This window comes from Bacillus sp. NPDC093026 (assembly GCF_044754665.1).
Lineage (GTDB): Bacteria > Bacillota > Bacilli > Bacillales > Bacillaceae > Bacillus > Bacillus maqinnsis.
Genome location: NZ_JBIVPN010000002.1, coordinates 120212 through 137476 on the forward strand (window position 1 = coordinate 120212; position 17265 = coordinate 137476).

Annotated in this window: 18 protein-coding genes and 2 riboswitches; of the genes, 13 read left to right on the plus strand and 5 right to left on the minus strand. The window is 39.4% G+C overall.

Going from position 1 to position 17265, the window contains the following annotated elements:
- The first annotated feature begins 18 nt into the window (after nucleotides 1-18).
- The gene (locus ACIQCE_RS05475; RefSeq protein WP_353854192.1) at nucleotides 19-1200 is read left to right on the plus strand and encodes a NupC/NupG family nucleoside CNT transporter; all 1182 of its coding nucleotides are present in this window, start codon (nucleotides 19-21) and stop codon (nucleotides 1198-1200) included.
- Between the two features lie 24 nt (nucleotides 1201-1224).
- Nucleotides 1225-2526 carry a pyrimidine-nucleoside phosphorylase gene (locus ACIQCE_RS05480; protein ID WP_353856650.1) on the plus strand — a complete coding sequence of 434 codons (1302 nt, stop codon included), beginning with the start codon at nucleotides 1225-1227 and terminating at the stop codon, nucleotides 2524-2526.
- A gap of 76 nt (nucleotides 2527-2602) precedes the next feature.
- Here ACIQCE_RS05480 and ACIQCE_RS05485 read toward each other — a convergent pair whose 3' ends face one another.
- Nucleotides 2603-3160 (minus strand): VanZ family protein, encoded by a 558-nt coding sequence (locus ACIQCE_RS05485; RefSeq protein WP_400493926.1) that lies wholly within the window; start codon nucleotides 3158-3160, stop codon nucleotides 2603-2605.
- 77 nt (nucleotides 3161-3237) lie between these two features.
- A complete protein-coding gene (locus ACIQCE_RS05490) occupies nucleotides 3238-3582 on the minus strand; it encodes a hypothetical protein (RefSeq protein WP_400493927.1) in 345 nt (114 codons plus the stop codon).
- Nucleotides 3583-3788: 206 nt separating this feature from the next.
- On the opposite strand from ACIQCE_RS05490, the gene ACIQCE_RS05495 reads away from it, so the two are divergent.
- From ACIQCE_RS05495 to ACIQCE_RS05520, 6 genes are all read left to right on the plus strand, one after another.
- Complete coding sequence (locus ACIQCE_RS05495; protein WP_353854193.1) at nucleotides 3789-4226, plus strand: MarR family winged helix-turn-helix transcriptional regulator; 438 nt, start codon at nucleotides 3789-3791, stop codon at nucleotides 4224-4226.
- 22 nt (nucleotides 4227-4248) lie between these two features.
- Nucleotides 4249-4878 (plus strand): nitroreductase family protein, encoded by a 630-nt coding sequence (locus ACIQCE_RS05500; protein ID WP_400494465.1) that lies wholly within the window; start codon nucleotides 4249-4251, stop codon nucleotides 4876-4878.
- A 24-nt stretch (nucleotides 4879-4902) separates the two neighbouring features.
- Nucleotides 4903-5196, plus strand: coding sequence for a putative quinol monooxygenase (locus ACIQCE_RS05505; RefSeq protein WP_400493928.1), 294 nt, complete (start codon nucleotides 4903-4905; stop codon nucleotides 5194-5196).
- Between the two features lie 188 nt (nucleotides 5197-5384).
- The gene (locus ACIQCE_RS05510; protein WP_400493929.1) at nucleotides 5385-7766 is read left to right on the plus strand and encodes an immune inhibitor A domain-containing protein; all 2382 of its coding nucleotides are present in this window, start codon (nucleotides 5385-5387) and stop codon (nucleotides 7764-7766) included.
- 205 nt (nucleotides 7767-7971) lie between these two features.
- Complete coding sequence (locus ACIQCE_RS05515) at nucleotides 7972-8226, plus strand: ORF6C domain-containing protein (RefSeq protein ID WP_400493930.1); 255 nt, start codon at nucleotides 7972-7974, stop codon at nucleotides 8224-8226.
- A gap of 19 nt (nucleotides 8227-8245) precedes the next feature.
- Entirely contained in the window at nucleotides 8246-8602 is a 357-nt protein-coding gene (locus ACIQCE_RS05520; RefSeq protein ID WP_400494466.1) for a DUF1304 domain-containing protein, read from the plus strand.
- A gap of 38 nt (nucleotides 8603-8640) precedes the next feature.
- On the opposite strand, the gene ACIQCE_RS05525 is transcribed toward ACIQCE_RS05520, so the two are convergent.
- On the minus strand, nucleotides 8641-8802 hold the full coding sequence (locus ACIQCE_RS05525; RefSeq protein ID WP_400493931.1) for a hypothetical protein: 162 nt from the start codon (nucleotides 8800-8802) through the stop codon (nucleotides 8641-8643).
- A gap of 256 nt (nucleotides 8803-9058) precedes the next feature.
- On the opposite strand from ACIQCE_RS05525, the gene ACIQCE_RS05530 reads away from it, so the two are divergent.
- From ACIQCE_RS05530 to ACIQCE_RS05550, 5 genes are all read left to right on the plus strand, one after another.
- A complete protein-coding gene (locus tag ACIQCE_RS05530) occupies nucleotides 9059-9712 on the plus strand; it encodes a type 1 glutamine amidotransferase domain-containing protein (RefSeq protein WP_400493932.1) in 654 nt (217 codons plus the stop codon).
- An 81-nt stretch (nucleotides 9713-9793) separates the two neighbouring features.
- Nucleotides 9794-9896: riboswitch (TPP riboswitch) on the plus strand.
- A gap of 86 nt (nucleotides 9897-9982) precedes the next feature.
- Nucleotides 9983-10669: a thiaminase II gene (gene tenA / locus ACIQCE_RS05535; RefSeq protein ID WP_400493933.1), complete on the plus strand. Its 687-nt coding sequence runs from the start codon at nucleotides 9983-9985 to the stop codon at nucleotides 10667-10669.
- Nucleotides 10666-11265 carry an ECF transporter S component gene (locus tag ACIQCE_RS05540; protein ID WP_400493934.1) on the plus strand — a complete coding sequence of 200 codons (600 nt, stop codon included), beginning with the start codon at nucleotides 10666-10668 and terminating at the stop codon, nucleotides 11263-11265. Before tenA ends, ACIQCE_RS05540 begins: the two co-directional genes overlap by 4 nt.
- Nucleotides 11240-12838, plus strand: a complete 1599-nt coding sequence (locus ACIQCE_RS05545; RefSeq protein WP_400493935.1) for an ABC transporter ATP-binding protein — start codon at nucleotides 11240-11242, stop codon at nucleotides 12836-12838. The genes ACIQCE_RS05540 and ACIQCE_RS05545 overlap by 26 nt, the downstream gene beginning before the upstream one ends.
- Nucleotides 12828-13562, plus strand: a complete 735-nt coding sequence (locus ACIQCE_RS05550; protein WP_400493936.1) for an energy-coupling factor transporter transmembrane component T family protein — start codon at nucleotides 12828-12830, stop codon at nucleotides 13560-13562. The genes ACIQCE_RS05545 and ACIQCE_RS05550 overlap by 11 nt, the downstream gene beginning before the upstream one ends.
- A gap of 292 nt (nucleotides 13563-13854) precedes the next feature.
- On the opposite strand, the gene ACIQCE_RS05555 is transcribed toward ACIQCE_RS05550, so the two are convergent.
- Both ACIQCE_RS05555 and pepT read right to left on the minus strand, forming a co-directional pair.
- On the minus strand, nucleotides 13855-14976 hold the full coding sequence (locus ACIQCE_RS05555; RefSeq protein WP_400493937.1) for a 5-methyltetrahydropteroyltriglutamate--homocysteine S-methyltransferase: 1122 nt from the start codon (nucleotides 14974-14976) through the stop codon (nucleotides 13855-13857).
- A gap of 82 nt (nucleotides 14977-15058) precedes the next feature.
- A riboswitch (SAM riboswitch) is annotated at nucleotides 15059-15173 on the minus strand.
- 743 nt (nucleotides 15174-15916) lie between these two features.
- Nucleotides 15917-17149 carry a peptidase T gene (gene pepT, locus ACIQCE_RS05560; protein WP_400493938.1) on the minus strand — a complete coding sequence of 411 codons (1233 nt, stop codon included), beginning with the start codon at nucleotides 17147-17149 and terminating at the stop codon, nucleotides 15917-15919.
- Nucleotides 17150-17265 lie beyond the last annotated feature (116 nt).

The following is a 17265-nucleotide window of genomic DNA, read 5'->3' on the forward strand; positions in this document are numbered from 1 at the left end:
CATTTAAGGAGGAAAAACATGAAATATGTAATTGGCATTATCGGTTTGCTGGTGATTCTGGCTATTGCATGGCTGGCGAGTAATGGGAGAAAGAAAGTCAAGTTCCGTCCAGTGATTGTAATGATTGTATTGCAATTCATTTTTGGTTATATCCTGCTTAATACAGGTGTTGGGAACTACCTAATCGGTGGCTTTGCTAGAGGTTTTAACATGCTTTTAGGCTATGCTGGTGAAGGAATTAACTTCGTATTTGGCGGTTTGATGAATGATAAAGCTTCAACTTTCTTCCTCAACGTATTGCTGCCGATTGTCTTTATCTCTGCATTGATCGGTATCTTGCAACACTGGCGTATCCTTCCGCTCATCGTACGCGGAATTGGTTATTTACTTAGTAAAGTAAATGGTATGGGGAAACTTGAATCTTACAACGCTGTAGCGTCTGCTATTTTAGGTCAGTCAGAAGTGTTTATTTCCATTAAGAAACAGTTAGGATTATTACCTAAGCAACGTCTTTATACATTATGTGCATCAGCTATGTCTACAGTATCAATGTCGATTGTCGGTGCTTATATGCAAATGATTAAACCAGAGTACGTCGTAACGGCACTTGTGCTGAACTTATTTGGTGGATTTATTATTGCTTCTATCATTAACCCATATGAGGTTTCTAAAGAAGAGGATATGTTAGTGATTGTAGAAGAAGAAAGACAGTCCTTCTTTGAAATGCTTGGTGAATATATTATGGATGGATTCAAAGTAGCGATTGTTGTTGCAGCGATGCTCATTGGATTCGTAGCATTGATTGCCATGATTAATGGCATCTTCACAGCTGTCATTGGCATATCATTCCAAGATTTACTTGGATATGTATTTGCACCATTTGCCTTCCTTGTAGGTGTGCCTTGGAACGAAGCGGTACAAGCAGGAAGTATTATGGCAACGAAAACGGTGTCTAACGAATTTGTTGCGATGCTTGCCCTATCTGGTGACGGTCTTCATTTTACAGCTCGCACAGAAGCAATCATTTCTGTATTTCTTGTGTCGTTTGCGAACTTCTCATCTATCGGTATTATTGCTGGAGCAGTCAAAGGCTTAAACGAAAAACAAGGGAATGTCGTGGCTCGCTTTGGATTAAAGTTGCTATTTGGTGCAACACTCGTCAGCTTCTTAACTGCAGGCGTTGTCGGCTTGATTTACTAATTTAAAAAAGGAATGGTGAAAACTATGAGAATGGTAGATATCATTGCGAAAAAACGTGACGGTAAAGAACTATCTTCAGAGGAAATTTCTTTCTTTGTCAAAGGTTATACGGACGGAACAATTCCTGACTACCAAGCAAGTGCCTTGGCGATGGCGATTTTCTTCCAAGATATGACGGATCAAGAGCGTGCAGATTTAACACTGGCCATGGCGAACTCGGGTGATACCATTGACCTTTCTGCCATTGAGGGTATTAAAGTCGACAAGCACTCTACAGGCGGTGTAGGCGATACAACAACACTTGTTCTTGCTCCACTTGTGGCTGCTCTTGACGTTCCGGTTGCAAAAATGTCTGGACGTGGCCTTGGTCATACTGGTGGAACAGTGGACAAGCTTGAAGCGGTGAAAGGCTTCCACGTAGAAATCACCAAAGATGAGTTCATTGAGCTGGTCAATCGTCATAAAGTAGCGGTTATTGGACAATCAGGCAACTTAACGCCTGCTGACAAAAAGCTATATGCACTTCGCGATGTTACTGGCACTGTTAATTCCATTCCGCTAATTGCAAGCTCTATCATGAGTAAGAAAATTGCAGCAGGTGCAGATGCCATTGTACTTGATGTGAAAACAGGTGCAGGTGCATTTATGAAAACACCGGAAGATTCTGAAAAACTTGCAAAAGCAATGGTTCGTATCGGAAATAACGTCGGCAGACAAACAATGGCTGTTATTTCTGACATGTCACAGCCGCTAGGTTTAGCGATTGGAAATGCATTAGAAGTGAAAGAAGCCATTGATACACTGCGCGGCGAAGGTCCAGAAGACTTAAACGAGCTTGTGCTCACTTTAGGAAGTCAAATGGTCGTTCTTGCGAAAAAAGCCGACACACTAGATGAAGCGAGAGAGAAGCTGATTGAAGTGATGAAGAACGGCAAAGCACTTGAGAAGTTCAAAGAATTCCTAGAGAACCAAGGTGGAGACAGCTCAATTGTTGACCATCCTGAGAAATTACCTCAAGCACCATATCAAATTGAAGTTCCTGCAAAAGAGTCTGGTGTTGTCGCTGAGATTGTTGCAGATGAGATCGGCGTTGCAGCGATGATTCTAGGAGCAGGTCGTGCAACAAAAGAGGACGATATCGACTTATCTGTCGGCATCATGTTGAACAAAAAAGTGGGAGATCGTGTAGAAAAAGGCGAATCGCTCGTGACACTACATGCGAATCGTGAAGACGTTGCAAATGTCATGGAGAAAATTTATGACAACATTCGCATCGCTGATAAAGCAGTTGCACCAACACTGATCCACACAGTCATTACAGAATAAAGGAAAAGGACAAAAGTGATTCGTCGCTTTTGTCCTTTTTTCTAAAAATATTAACATAAAATATTAACATAAAATATTAACATAGTGTTAAGTTGTACTTATCTAATAAATTCTTTGAATACTTATAAATTATGACTCCAATTAATGTACCTAAAGTATTTGTTATGATGTCATCAACATCAAAACTTCTATAATTGTAGCCTACAATCAAATCTAAAACAAATTGTATCAATTCAATGCTCAGGCTCACTAGGAAACCTATATAAATAACCTTTCGTAATTGATAAAATGAAAAAAGAATAGGCAGAATAAATCCAAGTGGTATGAATAGAATAACGTTTCCAATGATTTGTTTTATAAATGATGTCAGGCCTAATTCAAGTGTGACAATTATTGTTTTAAAAGGTATAAAATTATGAATAGTACCTAAATTGTCTTCTATCATGATTTCTATTAACTTCTTTTGATAAGGAAATGGAAAAAAAGTTAGTGAAACAAGACTAGCAATATATAAAGAAAACAATATATAGTATAGAAATAAGATTTTACTTATAGTACCGCGCATAAATTTATATACGAAGATCACTAAACTAATCCCACATATAATGAAATAGGGTAGAAAAGGATTTAACATATGAGACTCTCCTTGAATTTAAGATTATCAGTAACTCAGAGAACCTTTACCTATGATTCTCTTATAATTATAATTTTTCATATTTCGTAGCTATATGTATGCCCTTTTTCTACAGAATAGTCGGTATCTGTATATGGGGAACCTTTACTGGATTTTTCAAATCCTAGACGAGTAACTAACTGAGCATTACTCCACCAGTTCTTTTGTTCATATACATGAATGGTAAAATAGGTATCTCCACCCCAACTTGTCATGTTTATCTTTCCAGTTACTGAATTTTTAGTTGACTTGTATTTACCAATATATAATTGGTGGGTCATATCAAATTTGAAATCTTTAGTTGCTGCTTGAGCTACTAATGGAGTAATCATAATTAAACAAATCATAATAACAGTTAAAAACTTAAGAAAATTCTTTTTCAAAATTATCATCCTTTATTATATTTTAGCTTACTTTTACAATAATTTCATTTTATGGTAATAAAGTCAATGTTTTATTTATTTTGGCAGAGTTGATTCACTTTATGAATTAAATCTCTTGCAAACATTAATCAAAGGGTGTATATTAGTTGATAAGTCAATGATTGATATATCAAACAATTGATCTGAATAGAAATGAGGGGATGGCATTGACTGCATTTTGCTCTGAAGAAGCAGAGATATTATATCGTTTGCAGTGTGTAAACCGTATGATGGGCGTGAAGTTCGAAGCATGCACGGGCGTCAGCCAATCAAGACTGGAGTTGCTATCGCTGTTATTTCAAGCAGATGAAATCAGCCAATCAGATTTGCAGAAAAAAGTAAATATTGATAGTGCGGCTGTGACTCGTCATTTGAAACAGCTTGAAACAAAAGGAATGGTTACACGCAGAAGAAAACCGGAGGATAACCGCGTAACGCTTGTTCGTCTTACAGAAGAAGGAAGAGCAAGAATCGCATCCTCTAAAAAAGAAAAAGAACGATTTATCTCAGAAATGCTTGAAAATGTAAGTGTTGAAGAACGAAAGCTTCTCACTAATGTGCTCACCCGTATACAGCAAAATATAGATAAGATTCAAACCACCTAAAGGAGTGTTACACATGGCTACAATTTTAAAAACAAATGATTTTATGGATATCATGAAAGGGCGTCGTTCAATCCGCAACTACGACCCATCTGTGAAAATTAGCAAAGAAGAAATGACGGAGATCTTAGAAGAGGCAACAACTGCTCCATCATCAGTAAATGCACAACCATGGCGTTTCATGGTCATTGACAGCCCAGAAGGAAAAGAAAAGCTTGCACCACTTGCAAAATTCAACCAAACACAAGTAGCAACATCAGCAGCAGTCATTGCTGTATTTGTAGACATGAAAAACAACGAATACTTAGAAGAAATTTATTCAAAAGCAGTAGAACATGGCTATATGCCGCAAGAAGTGAAAGAAAGACAAATTGCCGCATTAACTGCACATTTTGACAATCTTCCAGAGCAAGTGAATCGTGAAACCATTTTGATTGACGGTGGTATTGTGTCAATGCAGCTTATGCTTGTTGCTCGTGCTCATGGCTACGATACAAATCCAATTGGCGGTTATGACAAAGAAGTCATCGCTGAAACATTTGGCTGGGATAAAGAACGTTATATACCAGTGATGCTGATATCAATTGGTAAAGCAGCTGACGAAGGTTATGCGTCTTATCGGTTACCAATCGATCGTATTGCAGAGTGGAAATAATAATTGTTTAAAGGAGACGAATAAATGATAATTATTCATGCAGGGATGACCATTCATCCAGAAAAAGAAAACGTATTTTTAGAAGAAATCAACGCGCTCATTAAAGCCTCACAAGCCGAAGAAGGCAACGTATCCTACAAACTGTTCAAGGATACGGAAAAAGAAAATGCCTTTTTAATGGTGGAAGTGTGGAAAGATGAAGCAGCGGTTCAGAGCCATAATGCAAGTACACATTTCCAAGGCTTTGTGGCAAAAGCAAAACAATTTTTAGCAGCCCCACTTGATGTCGTCTCATTCAAAGGAGAGCAGCTTTCATAAAAGTACACAAACACCCTAGACGGTCATCGTCTAGGGTTCTTCTATTTTCTACAGCATTTTCACTCAATGATATTCATGCATTGTGCATGTTCCACAAAATTCCTGAAAGTAAAATATTTTTCGACTTAAGTATATTGGAATATGCTAGAATTAGATATTATTTATTACCAAATTAGGGAGGAACCCATATGAAAAAAGGAAAATGGACGAGCATAGCACTAACAGCTGTCCTCAGTTTAGGTACATTGACAGCTTTCAGCACCCCTCTATCTGCCCACACATCAGAAAAGTCAACATCCTCAGATGGCGGTCATTATTCAGGCATTCCATTCGACGCAAGTGTAGTGAATGAAGACCGCCTCATCAAAGCCTTAAAAAAACAAGGGAAAATCAAAAAGAATGCAAATGAGGTTGAAACTCAACAGGCGTTAAAAAACTATCTAAAGAAAAAAGAAGAAGCTGCCATGAAACAAAATGCAAGTAACTTAACAGAAGAGCCTGAGTTCCTGAAAGAATACAAACAAGAAGTACATAATAAACTAGCAAAAAAGAAAAAACTGAAGAAGCATAAAGGAATAGAGAGCAATGAGCTCAAACCAGTCCAAAAGGAAAAGTATAAAGGCGAAGTTCGCAATGATAAAGTGTTGGTTTTATTAGTAGATTTTAAAGATTATAAGCATAATAGCATCAAAAAAGAAGAAACAGATATGTTTTATGAAAATTATGATCAACAACACTATCAAAATATGCTTTTTGGAAAAAATGGCTACATTGGTCCAGACGGTAAACGCAAAGTTTCCATGAAGCAATATTATGAAAAACAATCTGGCGGCAGTTACACGTTGAGTGGAACAGTTGCTGGATGGTACACAGCCAAGCATGAAGCAGCCTATTACGGTGGAAATACGCCTGAAGAAGGAGGCAGTGATGGAAGACCGCGTGAATTGGTGAAAGAAGCCCTTGAAGTTGCTGCAAAAGATCCGAATATTGATCTAAGTGATTATGACCAATGGGATCGCTATGATATTGATGGAGATGGCGTCTATAATGAGCCAGACGGCATCATTGATCATCTCATGGTTGTTCACGCTGGTGTAGGTGAGGAAGCAGGTGGTGGGCAACTCGGTGATGACGCAATTTGGTCGCATCGCTGGTCACTTGGTGATGTTTTTGAAATTCCAGACACTGAATCTGAAGTCGGTCAAGGCGGCAAATTAGGCGGTTTAGATTATACAATTGAGCCTGAAGATGGCGCTGCAGGTGTCTTCGCACATGAATTTGGGCATGATCTTGGTCTACCTGACGAGTATGATACACAATACACAGGCAGAGGAGAACCCGTTTCCTACTGGTCGATTATGTCGAGTGGTAGCTGGGCAGGTAAAGTGCCTGGTACGGAACCAACAGGCTTTAGTCCATATGCGAAAGAAATGCTCCAAAGCTTGCATGGTGGAAACTGGCTTTCTGGTCGAACAATTGATGGCAAAACATTAAAGAAAAGCAAAACAGTGTTGATTGATGAAGCAGCAACAAAAGGCACTAATCATGATACTGTTCGAGTAGATTTACCAGATAAAGAGATTGTCGTCACAAAGCCCGCCCAAGGAGAATACTCCTATTATAGCGGTACGGGTGACAATCTGAATGCGACAATGACGACAACAAGCATTGACTTGACGAAGGGCAACAAAGCAGAGCTTAAATTTAAAGCTTGGTACGATATTGAAGAAGATTATGATTACGCCTATGTAGAGGTACGTGAAGCTGGAACAGATCAATGGAAAACCATTGCTGGAAATATTACAAATGATCAAAATACAGCAGGTGCAAATGAAGGCAATGGCATAGATGGCAAATCGGATGGCTGGGTAGATGCGACCTTTGACTTATCTGCCTATGCAGGGAAAAAGATTGATCTGCAATTCCGCTACACAACCGATGCGGGTTATTCGCTACCAGGTTTACTAGTGGATGATCTCAAAGTAACAGCAGATGGAACTGAAGTATGGTCAGATGATGCCGAGGGAAAATCTACTTTTTCATTTAATGGATTCTCGCAGTCTAACGGAAAGCAATATACAAAACAATATTATTTACTAGAGTGGCGCTCCTATGCCGATGTAGATAAAGGGTTGAAGCATATCAAACGTGGAGCGAGCCTTATGAGCTATAATAATGGTTTACTCGTGTGGTACGTAGACCAATCTTATAGCGATAACTGGGTGGGGAAACATCCAGGAAACGGTTTCCTTGGTGTGGTAGATGCTGATCAGCAGGTATTGAAATGGAGTGACGGCTCAATCGGAGCCACAGGCTTCCAAGTACATGATGCAGCATTTTCTCTTAATCCAAGTACAAAGCTGAATATTGATTATACAGCGACAACAGGACTGACGTTGGAAGATCGCTATATTCGTCCAACTCGTACATTTAGCGATAAAAAGAATTACGTCAATTCAAATAATCCAGATGCTGGACGTGATGTACCGACATTTGGTGTTTCCTTTAAAGTCATTGGACAAAGTAAAGATCGCTCCGTTGGGAAGGTATTAATTTCTAAAAATAATTAAATAGAAAGCCGGATTCTACAATGAATCTGGCTTTTTTATATAGCATCAAAAGGAATTTCTGCTTTTATGATTTGTTTTTATCGAATATATGTTCTGATTTGTTTTGATATCCGAATGAAATCATTATATAATAGAGACTGGAAGGTTTTTCTTTCAATTAGGACTCTTTTAGCTGTTAAAAAACAGGAAAGGATGAGCGTTATCAATGAGTTGTGTCACTGACAAGCAATTAAAAGTGATTCGAGGGACGATGCAGACTTTTTGCAGCCATTTGGAGTATGATGGGCATGGTAAGCTTCATATTAATACCATCATGGCTTTTCTTAAAAAGGAATTCGGTGTAAAGAAAATGAAAGATATTCCACAAAGTCGTTTTAGTGAGGCTTTAGATTTGATACAAGACTTTGATTTATACACCGATAAAATAAAAATTCATGATCGTCTACAAGAAAGGAGTTAACTAATTGAATGTTTTGGCCATGATTTTAGTGGGTATTGTAGCTTTTGAACATATTGTCATCATGTTATTGGAAATGTTTTTTATGCAATCAAACATGGCAAAGAGGTCTTTTCGGTTACCTGAACATTTACAAGGAGACCCAAATGTGAAAGTGATGTTTGCCAATCAAGGTCTGTATAATGGTTTTCTTGCTGCAGGACTCATTTGGGGGCTTATTCTCGGATCAAATCCAGTCGGATATATGATTCAGTTATTCTTCGTCATTTGTGTAGTAATGGCTTCTTTGTTTGGGGGCTTTACATCCAATAAAATGATTATTGTGAAACAAGGATTACCAGCTATATTGGCATTAGCTACGCTCTTATATGTCATGTAATCTTGATCATAAAAAAATGCCGCCACATTGGGCGGCATTTACTTTCGAAGGCTAATTAATCGAACAACTGATGTCAGACAGATAGCAAGGGCAACAGCCAAAATAATTTTTCCGAACAGGACTGTTGTTAATTTCATTAAAAATACGGCCAATATGATACAGATTGTGATGATGATCATCACAATCGAATAGGTTTTCATCTCGTTTTCCACTCCTTTGAAAGTCTCTTCTAGGGTAATAGGTTCTTCATGCATTTTTTCATAATCATATGACTCAATGACAATTTTACATGAAAATCCCTTTCAATAGAATATGATCTATTGATTAGATATCATTTTATGTAAAATATTTTAGAAAATCGGGTATATTTAAAGACTTTATCCCAAATCTAATTGTTTGATATTTAATTGTACAAAATATAAAATGGTCACATGATGAATGGAAAGGATGATTAAATTGAGTAAGAAAGTTTTATTAGTATCGACAAGCAGCAAGGAAATGAACGGACATCCAACTGGTTTATGGTTAGAAGAATTAGCTGAACCATTTCATATTTTTAAAGAAAATGAGCTAGATGTACAAATTGTCTCCATTCAAGGCGGCACTGTACCGATTGATAAAAACTCAATCCCAGATGGTATTCCAGCAAAATATCAAGATGTGTATGAATTACTTCAAGACACAACAGCTTTAACAGATGTCAACCCAGCTGATTATGATGGCATCTTTTTTGCAGGAGGACATGGACCGATGATCGACTTCGCTTCCAATTCACTAGTAGCCGATGCGATCTTGGCTATTTCAGAGAAAAATGGTGTAGTCGGTGCCGTTTGCCACGGGGTTTCTGCCTTCGTTGATGTAAAAGGTCAAGATGGTCAACCATTTATCGCTGGTAAGAGAATAACAGGCTTTACGAACGAAGAAGAAGATGCCGTTCAGCTCACTTCAAAGGTTCCATTCTTATTGGAAACGAAGCTTCGTGAGCAAGGTGCAAAGTTTGAAAAAGGTGAAGCATTTGCGCCGTTTGCGATTGTAGACGGACAAATCATTACGGGACAAAATCCAGGATCAAGTGAAGAAACAGCACGTCTTTTTGTCAAAACCATCTAATATACAGATCAAAACATTGAATTAAGAAAGGCGGTTGACAGCCATTCGCCACAAGTGTAGAGTAAAGATAATTAAATGACAAAAGTCCACTAGGGGAGTCATGTATGACTGAGACAAGAGAAATCTTGGACCCTTTGAACCTGATCTAGTTCATACTAGCGGAGGGAAGTGGAGCTGGACCTTGTCTTATTCATGATTGAATCGATAAGAAGGCCGCTCCATTTGGGGTGGCTTTTTCATTTATTCAACTGAAGAAGAGGAGGCTTTTTTATGACATTTTCAACGCAATTAAGGAAAGAAGCAGAGCCATTATTTGAAGCCATTTATCAACATCCGTTTGTCAGGGGACTGGCAGCAGGAAAGCTTGAAAAGGAACAGATCATTCATTACGTCAAACAAGATGCAGAATACTTAAATGCATTTATTAAAATTTATGCGGCAGCGATCAGCAGGTGTACAGACAGAGAGGACATTGCCTTTTTCCATCAGCAGATGGCTTTTGTACTAGATAGTGAGACACATCCTCATCAAAACCTATGCCGAGTGGCAGGTGTGGAATATGATGATTTGCAAGGTTCTCCTTTGGCGCCAAGTGCTCATCACTATATCCACCACATGCTGCAAGTTGCTCAAGAAGGTACACTTGGAGAAATAATCGCCGTCCTGCTTCCATGTCCTTGGACATATTGGGAAATAGGTAAGCGGCTGATCTCAGACGTTCAACCTAAACCAACTCATCCATTTTATGAATGGATTACGTTCTATGGAGGGCTAACCGATTCAGTAACAGTAGAGCTCTGCAAACGGCTTGATCAGTGGGCAGAAGAAGCAAGTAAAAAAGAGAAAGAAAAAATGAAACAGCATTTTTTCTTAAGCTGCCAGCTTGAGTATAAATTCTGGGAAATGGCGTTCACTGTGGAAAAGTGGCCAGTCCAACTGGAGGTGCATTCATCATGACGTGGAAGATGAAAGAAGTCGTCCTTGCTGTGATTCTATCTGTTGTGTGCGGTGTGATCTACTTAGGATGGTCCACTCTTTATTTACCGATTACAGCACTTGTTGGTCCAGCAGGCGGCAATATCATGTTTGGTATTTGGGTGATCGCTAGCCCAATCGTTGCTTACATTATACAAAAGCCAGGCGCTGCTCTCATTGCAGAAACTGCAGCTGCTGCAGTGGAATTACTAACAGGCAGTCATTTCGGATTGTCTGCGCTATTGATAGGTGTATGCCAAGGACTTGGGGCAGAAATCGCTTTTGCTCTTTTTGGCTACAAACGATATCACATGTGGATTCTCATGCTGTCTGGTGCCTTTGCGGCTGTGGGAGCCATGGCTTACAGTCTTATCGCCAATGGATTTGGTTATTACACGCCTCAAGTTTTACTCATGACACTTGTGACTCAAATCATCAGCGGCACGATACTTGGAGGATGTTTAGCAAAAGTTGTAGTGGATGCATTATCCAAGACCGGTGTACTGAATCAATACGCGATCATGAAGGAAAAACGAAACAAGGGTGAACAGCATGGATTCATTTCTCGCGTGCAGTAAACTCACTGTCCGTTTTTATGAGCAGTCAAAGCCCGTCCTTCAGCAGGTTTCCCTTTCTATTCAGAAGGGGGAAAAGGTGCTTATTTTAGGACCGAGCGGCTGCGGGAAATCCACACTGATTTCTGTACTTGCTGGGATCATACCAGAACATATGGAAGCAGATATTCAGGGAGAAGTTATTTTAAGAAAGCATACAGGTGTCATGTTTCAAGACCCTGATACTCAGTTTTGTATGCACCGGGTCAATGAAGAAATTGCATTTAGCTTAGAGAACCGTTCCGTACCTCGTGAAGAGATGGATGACATCATTCAGCATCTCATGCAAAAAGTACAACTAAATGTCGATCCGCATACAGACATTCAAACATTGTCTGGCGGCATGAAACAGCGTTTGGCTCTTGCTTGCTTACTAGCTTTAGAGCCAGAGGTACTGTTCTTTGATGAACCAACTGCACAGCTCGATCCAGCAGGGCGAATGGAGGTATTTCAACTGCTTCAGAACCTTGCAACTGATCAAGATCAGACCATGATTTTTGTTGAACATGTGTTAGATGGTGTCATCGAATGGATGGATCGAGTTATCTTATTAGATCATCAAGGTCATATTTTAGCAGATGGACATCCAAAAGACGTGATCACAACATATGAGGAAGAGATGAAAGCAGCAGGTATTTGGCGACCAAAAATATTTCCCGAGAAATGGTCAACTATTATTCAAGACCCATTTCATCCAATCAGTCAAACCCTCATTCAAACTTTTGAAGCAAGAAAACAGCAGTGTGAACAGAAAGAATCCACAGATTACGAGACGTTTATTCGAACAGAGAAACTGCAATTAGGATACGGAAAAAAGTCGATCATGAGTGATCTTCAAGTTGAAATGAAAGCTGGGGATTGGATTTCTGTGATTGGGGAGAATGGAAGCGGCAAAAGCACATTTCTCAAACATTTGATTCGTTTAGAACCAGTGAAAAAGGGTCACATTTTCTTGAAGGAAAAACATCTGAAAAAATGGTCTGACCGGTTATTATATGAAAAGGTAGGCTTTGTGTTTCAGAATCCAGAGCTTCAGTTTGTACAGGATACAGTGTTTGATGAAATCGCATTTGGTGGGAGACAGCGGAATTGGCCAGAATCAGATGTGCGAGAAAAAACGTATCAACTTTTGGAAGAATTCGGTCTAGCCAAACATGCAAAGGCACACCCATTTACTTTAAGTCTAGGGCAAAAGAGAAGATTAAGTGTCGCCACGATGTTGCTCTTCGATCAAGATGTATTAATCTTAGATGAACCGACATTTGGTCAGGACGAAAAAACAGCGAAGGAATTAATTAGACGTTTGAAAGAGCGTCAACGTCAAGGGACAACCATTATCATGGTCACACATGATATGGAGCTTGTCGATGAGTGCGCTGATCAGGTACTTCTTTTTCATCAAGGGGAGCATGTGTATGATGGCACTCCTTATGATTTATTTTCGAATCGTGAACTTGTTGATTCTTATCAATTGAGAGTGCCATTGCATTATCAATATATGTTTGAAAGAAAGGAAGTGCTGACCATTGCAGAGTAACCACTCCTTTCTTTCCACGGTAAATCCAGTATTGAAATTACTTGCTCATCTTCTTGCTATGTGCTGTTTGATGGCCATTTCAGATCCAAAAACAACTTTCATCATTTGGTTATTTGCGGTTGGGATCGGGCTTGTCTTAGGTGGATGGAATATCAGGTATCTCACAACAAGACTGGTTCCTTATCTACTCTTTTTCATTCTAGTGTTTTGGATGATGGCGGCTTTTGGCAAGGGGGATCATACTGTCTGGAAGTGGGCATGGTTTCATATGACAGAGGAGAGTCTAAGAAATGGACTGACCATATCTTTCAGAATGCTTGGCTTTGTTACATTTGGTCTCCTTTTTACGTCAACGACCGATTTGACTGCTTTTATGATGAGTTTGATTCATCAATGTCGACTTTCACCAAAATGGGCGTATGGTATGCTCGCTGGTTTTCGCTTTATCCCTTTGTTTCAAAGTGAATTGAAACAAATGAAGGTTGCACATAAAATTAGAGGATACAAGCAAAAAAGCGGCTGGAAGGCCTTTATTCGCTATGCAGTGCCCCTTTTTACACAAGGTGTACGAAAGTCAGAACGCATTGCCATTGCGATGGAAGCAAGAGGCTTCACAGGGACGAGGGAGCGAACGTATTATCATGTCATCAGCACATCCTGGATCGACTATATGTATCTTTTATTCATAGTGGTCAGTGTCCTATTATGTATGCTCTTTTTTTAAAAACACACCCACAATCTTTTAATAGAATGTGGGCTTTTTATATGTCTTAGGTCATTTGGTTGATATTAGTACACATTGCAGGCTGTAATAGATCATATAAAGAACTGACGGTATTAGAGTGAGAGTTAATATTTTTAAACTTAATTGATGTCGCCTTTCGTTTTGGATAAATTGGTAAATATTTATATTTTCACTTTACCACGAAGAAATATAATCAAACAACTTTATCAAAGAAAAGAAAGAACCGTAAGCGGTCCTTTTCTTGGTTGTATCAGGTTTTAAGTAGATCAACCTATTCCCACACTTGGTCAGCAATCTCGATTACATGGCGCAACTTTTCCCATTGCTGTTCTTCTGTCAACAGATTTCCTTCTTCAGTGGAAGCGAATCCGCATTGTGGACTCAGACAAATTTGGTTGATGTTCACATATTGAGTCGCTTCTTCGATTCGCTTTTTGATTTGTTCAGCAGGCTCAAGCTCACCGTACTTTGATGTCACAAGTCCAAGAACGATTTGAAGGTTTGGATTTTTGACATATCGAAGGGGCTCGAACCCACCTGAACGCTCATCGTCGAACTCGAGGAAAAGACCATCCAAGTCTAAACCATCAAAGATCGTTTCTGCCGCCGCCTCATAACCACCTTCAGCCGCCCAAGTTGATTTGAAATTACCACGGCAAATGTGCATAGTGACGACTAAATCGTCTGGACGATCAGCAACGGCCTCATTGATTGTTTTAGCAAACGACTCACGGAGCTCATCTGCCTCACGACCAAAGGCTTTAATTTGTTCATGACCTTTTTCAGAAAAGAACACAGCCCATGCAGTATCGTCTAATTGTAAGTAGCGACAGCCAGCATCATAGAAGGCGTGAATTGCTTTTTTATAGGCTTGTGCGACATCATGGTGGAAATCATCTAAATGGTCGTACACACCTTCTTCTAGCTTCCCACGGAAAAAGAGCATATTTGGGCTTGGGATGGTCATTTTAGCCGTATGGTTACCTGCAATGCTGTGAAGAAAACGATAATCCTCTAGCATCGGATGATCTGTAAAGTCAATTTTGTCCGTCACTTTAATGCCTCGTGCTTTTGTTGTTGTGTTGTGGAATTGAATGCCCTGATCTGCTTCAAAGCCTTCGACTCCATCAAGCCCTTCAAGGAAATCAAAATGCCACCAAGCACGTCTGAACTCTCCATCTGTGACAACCTCTAGCCCAATCTCTTTTTGTTTTTCAACAATTCGTGTGATTTCTTCATTTTCAATTTGCCGAAGCTGATCTGCTGTCAGCGTACCGGCTGTTCTTTGCCGGCGTGCTTCTTTAATGCGGTTAGATCGAAGCAAACTGCCTACTTGATCTGCGCGAAACGGCGGTTTTTTTGTTTTCTTTCCGGTTGTTTGCACTTTAGTCATAGTGAATCCCTTCTTTCCTTGAGTTCAAAATAAAAAAGCCCTTCCTTTGATAAGGAAGAGCATCATATACTGTAAGATCTCTGCCTTATCTTCAAACAAGCACATATGCTTGTTTAAGGAATTAGCACCATTCTGTTCCAAGGAACAGCGGTTGCCGGGTTTCGCAGGGCCAGTCCCTCCACCACTCTTAATAAGGTTACCTTTTGATTCAATTTTCTTAATAAACACAATTATTCAACCTTTTTGAGGAAAAGTCAATGATTTTTCAATTTATTTTTCTACATGAATCAATCAGCAATGAGGACACCGGCTAGTCCGACGCAGAAGCCGTGAGATCGTGATACTGACGGCAATCATCCAGACTTCAGGTTTTCAGGTCACGCTAAAAAGAAAACAAAGGGCTAAAATGATACTTATTTAGCCCTTTGTCCATTATCTGAAAAGAGCCACGTGGGAGACTCTTTCTTTACTCTATACTTGTTTGGGTGCATTGTTTAAAGGGTGTTGGCGTTTGCCATTGTAATGGCGGCGGATACGAAAGATTTCAAACTCCGAGAGATCTGCATTTTTTCGTTTTTGGGTGCGGTTATCTTTTTTGAAAGAGAAAAGTAAGTAGCAACAAAGTGAAGCGATAATGAACAAAATGATCATATGACATTCCTCCAATTCATCCTATTCTTTAAGTATAGACAGGGTGAGTGATGTTTATAACTGAAAATAAAAAGCAGAAGTGACTTAGTTCTTTTGGTTTAGTACATCTGCTAATTTAGGTATAAAATACTGGTTGTTTTTAACTATTATATTTCCAATTATTTCATTCGTCAAGAAGAATTTTTCTGGGGTTGTCTTTATTAGTACGAATCAGTGTCATAAAAGTTTCAGAAAATTGTAAACTTTTATTAAAAAACCGTTCCCGAACAGGAACGGTTGTAAACATATTTTATGCTTTTTCTTCAAATAAACGCGCTATTTCTACGATGACTTCTGTTGCTTTGAGCATATTTTCAACAGAGATAAATTCATATTTGCCGTGGAAGTTCTCTCCGCCTGTAAAGATATTTGGTGTTGGAAGTCCTTTGTATGAAAGCTGAGAGCCGTCTGTTCCGCCGCGAATTGGTTCAATAATAGGTGTCACTGATAGGTTTTCCATCGCTTCATAGGCGATATCCACAATATGTTTCACCGGCTCAATTTTTTCTTTCATATTATAATATTGATCCTGAATCTTGAGCGTGATGCTCTTTTCGCCGTAGACAGCTCTTAAGTCATTTGCAATCTTTTCAAAGAGTGCTTTGCGATTGTTGAATGTTTCTTTATCAAAATCTCGAATAATATACTGTAGCTCTGCTTCTTCCACTTCTCCCACAAACTTCGTCAAGTGGAAAAAGCCTTCATACCCCTCTGTATACTCTGGAGATTCATCAGAAGGAAGCTTGTTGTGAAAAAGCATCCCGATTTTAGCAGCACTGACCATCTTGTTTTTCGCTGTTCCTGGATGGACGTTGTTTCCTTGAATGGACACTTTCGCACCTGCTGCGTTGAAGCTTTCATATTGAAGCTCTCCAAGCGGTCCGCCATCAATCGTATAAGCATAGGAAGCGCCAAATGCATCGACATCAAACTTGTGCGGTCCCCTTCCGATTTCTTCATCCGGTGTGAAGGCAACTCGAATCTTGCCATGCTTGATCTCTGGATGCTGAATGAGGTAATGCATGGCGGTCATAATCTCTGCAATGCCCGCCTTGTTATCTGCACCAAGCAAGGTTGTGCCATCAGTGGTAATGATCGTATGTCCTTGGTACTTTTGTAAATTAGGAAACTGTTTTGGAGATAAAACGATATGTAGCTCTTCATTTAACGTGATGTCGCCGCCCTGATAGTTCTCATGAATCTGTGGTTTCACATTCTTACCGGTGAAGTCCGTCGCTGTGTCGATATGAGCTAGGAAGCCAATGGTCGGTACTTCTTTATCTGTATTGGATGGTATTGTTCCCATGACATAACCGTTCTCATCCATTGTCACTTCTTGAATCCCGATTGCTTTCATTTCATCGACAAGCTGTCTAGCTAAGTTCAATTGTCCTTCAGTGGATGGGCAACTTTCTTGATTTGCATCAGACTGGGTATCAACTTTCACATAGTTTGTGAAACGTTCAATCATTTCCTCTCTCATCTATACGTCACTCCTTTTGTAGAATACCACCATTTTATCATGTCTTGAATGCGCTTCATAACAAGAAAGGTTTTCACTGGAAAATAGAGAGGAAAAAGGCCTACTTTGATTAGGTG